Source organism: Novosphingobium sp. CCH12-A3, assembly GCF_001556015.1.
Classification (GTDB): domain Bacteria; phylum Pseudomonadota; class Alphaproteobacteria; order Sphingomonadales; family Sphingomonadaceae; genus Novosphingobium; species Novosphingobium subterraneum.
This window is the reverse complement of the sequence record NZ_LSIA01000137.1, coordinates 1-2,862: the sequence shown is the minus strand read 5'-3', so window position 1 is coordinate 2,862 and position 2,862 is coordinate 1. Positions and strand designations below refer to the sequence as shown.

The following is a 2,862-nucleotide window of genomic DNA, read 5'->3' as shown; positions in this document are numbered from 1 at the left end:
TCTGCACCCTGTCGACGAGGACCGCGAGCAGCTCTTCACGGCGTTCAACTCGACAAAGGCCGACGGCATGGGCCTCGGCCTCTCGATCTGCCGGACCATCATCGAAGCGCATGGCGGCCGTATCTGGATGGAGCGCCCCGACCGCGGCGGCACGTGCTTTCATTTTACCTTGATCCACGCGCGGGCGAAGGAGGAACATGGGGGATAGACGCATCATTCATCTGGTCGACGACGAGGAGAGCATCCGCAAGGCGGCAAGCTTCGCGCTCAAAACCGCGGGCTATGATGTCATCGCCTACACCTCCGGAGTGGAATTTCTCAGGACAGCGAAGTCCGCTGAAGTAGGCTGCGTTATCTTGGATGTGCGGATGCCTGAAATGGACGGTCTCCAAGTCCAGACCACTATGGCTGCGCGTGGGATCAACATGCCGGTCATCGTCCTGACCGGCCACGGCGATGTGTCGGTAGCTGTGCAGGCTATGAAAGGCGGCGCGATTGACTTTCTCGAAAAGCCCTTCGAGAAGGCTGCCCTGCTCGAGGCCGTGAGGCGCGCTTTCGCTCGTCTCGACGATGTCGACCTTCGCGCGCTGGAATCGTCGGAAGCCGAGGTGCGGGTTGCTGCCTTGACCCCCCGCGAGCAGGAAGTGCTGGAAGGATTGGCGAACGGCTTGCCCAACAAGACGATCGCCTATGATCTGGGTTGCTCATCCCGGACGGTCGAGGTTCACCGCGCCAGCCTCATGGCCAAGCTCGAGGTCCGCAATCTCTCTGAGGCGTTGAGGATCGCCTTTGCTGCCGGGTTCGGTCGCAAGACGTGATAACTGCGCCCTCTACGTAGCGACGAGGATGCCGCATCGTGCGAGCCATTGCCGTGATGCAACAGGTCCTCATGTCGCGCGAGATGTCTTCGTTTTCTGACACACAAGGTGATGGGCGCTACACCATCCTCGTCTCCGACGACGACCCGGGTGTTCGGCGTGCCCTTCAGCTTCTCCTTAGATCCCGTGGCTACTGCGTCTGTAGCTATACAAGTGGTAGCGCGCTTTTGGCCGATTCGCGTGCCAAGCGAGCCAATTGCCTGATTGTTGATTATCGCATGCCGGACATTGATGGCTTTTCGATCCTGCGCCAACTCCGATCGCTGGGCTGGTCCGGATGCTCCATCATGATTTCGGGCTTCCATGACGAGGTTCTCGCCCGCCGCGCTGCCGACGCGGGCTTTGATCACATGATCACTAAACCACTAAGGAGCCGTCTACTCCTCGAGGCAATCGGCCGTCACAGACGCCTCTCGTCGAATGAGTAAATGGACCGCGTCCGACCGCCAACGCTAAAGAGGCCAGGTGGGGACACGAGCACGTCGTTTTTCCAGAGGAAACCAACCCAGCTGCGCCCAAGGGCCTTGCCCGCGGCTGGGCTCATTTGTCACAGCAACACATCTTGGATAGTGGTGGACGGTACGATTCATATCGATTTACGCGCTCCCCTTATCCGCCTGACGAATTAGCACCTGAAGAGGGCCGTTTCCAAGCTAGTGGCAGGACCACAAGCAGCAGGAGCGACAGGCCGGCAATGCTCCAGAGGACGAGAGGCTGAGCGCCGGGTGCGGCGAAAGCGAGCGCCACGGGCGCCAGTGCCTGCCCGATGCTGGCAGCCGAATGCTGGAGGCCAAGCCTCACCCCTGAGGCCGCCGCAGAACCGCTGATCCAGAAGCTTGTGACCAATCGCAGGCTCGCCGAGCTCCAACCGGCGACCAGGATGAACACGCTCATATCGGCTATGCTTGATGCGAGTGGAAAGGCAACGAGCGCCGCTGCCAGCAAACCGAGCGTCAATCCGGCAAGACGCCCGGGAACCTTCACTAACCAATCGAGCCTTGCATGAAAGATCTGCGCCGCCAGCATGCCGAATCCGCAAAGACTGAGCATCCAGGCGATCTGCTCGCGGCTCAGCGAGACCGCACTGCGCGTCATCAGGAGATTGACGTGCATAGCGGCAAGCCCGGCCCCCGCAGCGATCGTGATGAGTAATAGGACTCCCGTGGCGCAGACTGTCGGCGGCGGCGGATCTCCTGAGTCGAGGCAGTGCGCACAGCGGCCTGGCAGGCTTACAAGGCAAAGCGACCCCGCGACGGTGCCGATGCTGGCAGCAACGATCATGAGCGGCGCGCCGGGCATGATCGCAACGGAGGCTTCCGCCAAAAGCGGTCCGCCGAGGTCTCCCAAAAATACAGACCCCGTCAACCAGGTGAAACGCCGCGCCTGCTCCCCACGGCTGACCGCGGCGAAACTCGCACTGAGCAGCGCAAGCGGTATGATGGCGGCGGCCGCCATCCCCGCGACCGTGCGCAAAACGTAGAGAGTCGGCAGAGCTACGAGGCCAACTGGTGCAGTCACCATCGCGAGGATAATGAGCGCTGTGCGCAACATGACGCGGTAGTCGACCCGGTCGGCAATCCAGCCCCAAAGCGGTGCCGCCACCAGTGCTGCCAGCGGGTGGACGGCGGTCAAGCTCGCGACATGAAAATCATGCGCCGAGGAAAGCCCGCCGGGATTTGGGTCGACCAGGGTCGGAAGGAAAGCGAGAATGGCCGTCTGCCCTGCCGAGGCCGACACCGCCGCGAGCAGCAACACAATGAAGGAGGATTGACCACGCTTGCCATCGTGTGATTCGCCTTGGGGAACAAGCGGGTCAGCGGTTCGTCGGAGAGCCGGTATCACCACCAAGCGCGCAAGCCGATCACCAGCCGGTGTTCGGATGACCCCTCGCCCCGCAGGCGTCGGAAGCCCGCCGTGCCATCGAACGCACGCTCCCAGACGAAGCCGATATAGGGCGCGAACTTGCGCGACACCTCGTAGCGCA

The 2,862-nt window shown here is 62.0% G+C and carries 5 protein-coding genes; 3 read left to right on the top strand and 2 right to left on the bottom strand.

Features of this window, described 5'->3' with window-relative positions; all coding sequences use genetic code 11:
- From AX703_RS10930 to AX703_RS10920, 3 genes are all read left to right on the top strand, one after another.
- A partial coding sequence (locus AX703_RS10930; RefSeq protein ID WP_231735491.1) for an ATP-binding protein occupies window positions 1-208 on the top strand: 208 nt, incomplete at its 5' end.
- Window positions 198-818 (top strand): response regulator transcription factor, encoded by a 621-nt coding sequence (locus AX703_RS10925; RefSeq protein ID WP_037486757.1) that lies wholly within the window; start codon window positions 198-200, stop codon window positions 816-818. The genes AX703_RS10930 and AX703_RS10925, both read left to right, overlap by 11 nt.
- 83 nt (window positions 819-901) lie before the next feature.
- The gene (locus AX703_RS10920; RefSeq protein ID WP_037486787.1) at window positions 902-1,306 is read left to right on the top strand and encodes a response regulator; all 405 of its coding nucleotides are present in this window, start codon (window positions 902-904) and stop codon (window positions 1,304-1,306) included.
- Window positions 1,307-1,487: 181 nt separating this feature from the next.
- Here AX703_RS10920 and AX703_RS10915 read toward each other — a convergent pair whose 3' ends face one another.
- Window positions 1,488-2,633, bottom strand: a complete 1,146-nt coding sequence (locus AX703_RS10915; RefSeq protein WP_231735490.1) for an MFS transporter — start codon at window positions 2,631-2,633, stop codon at window positions 1,488-1,490.
- Window positions 2,634-2,716: 83 nt separating this feature from the next.
- Window positions 2,717-2,862, bottom strand: a 146-nt coding sequence (locus tag AX703_RS10910; RefSeq protein WP_197423678.1) for a copper resistance protein B, incomplete at its 5' end; no start/stop codon positions are given.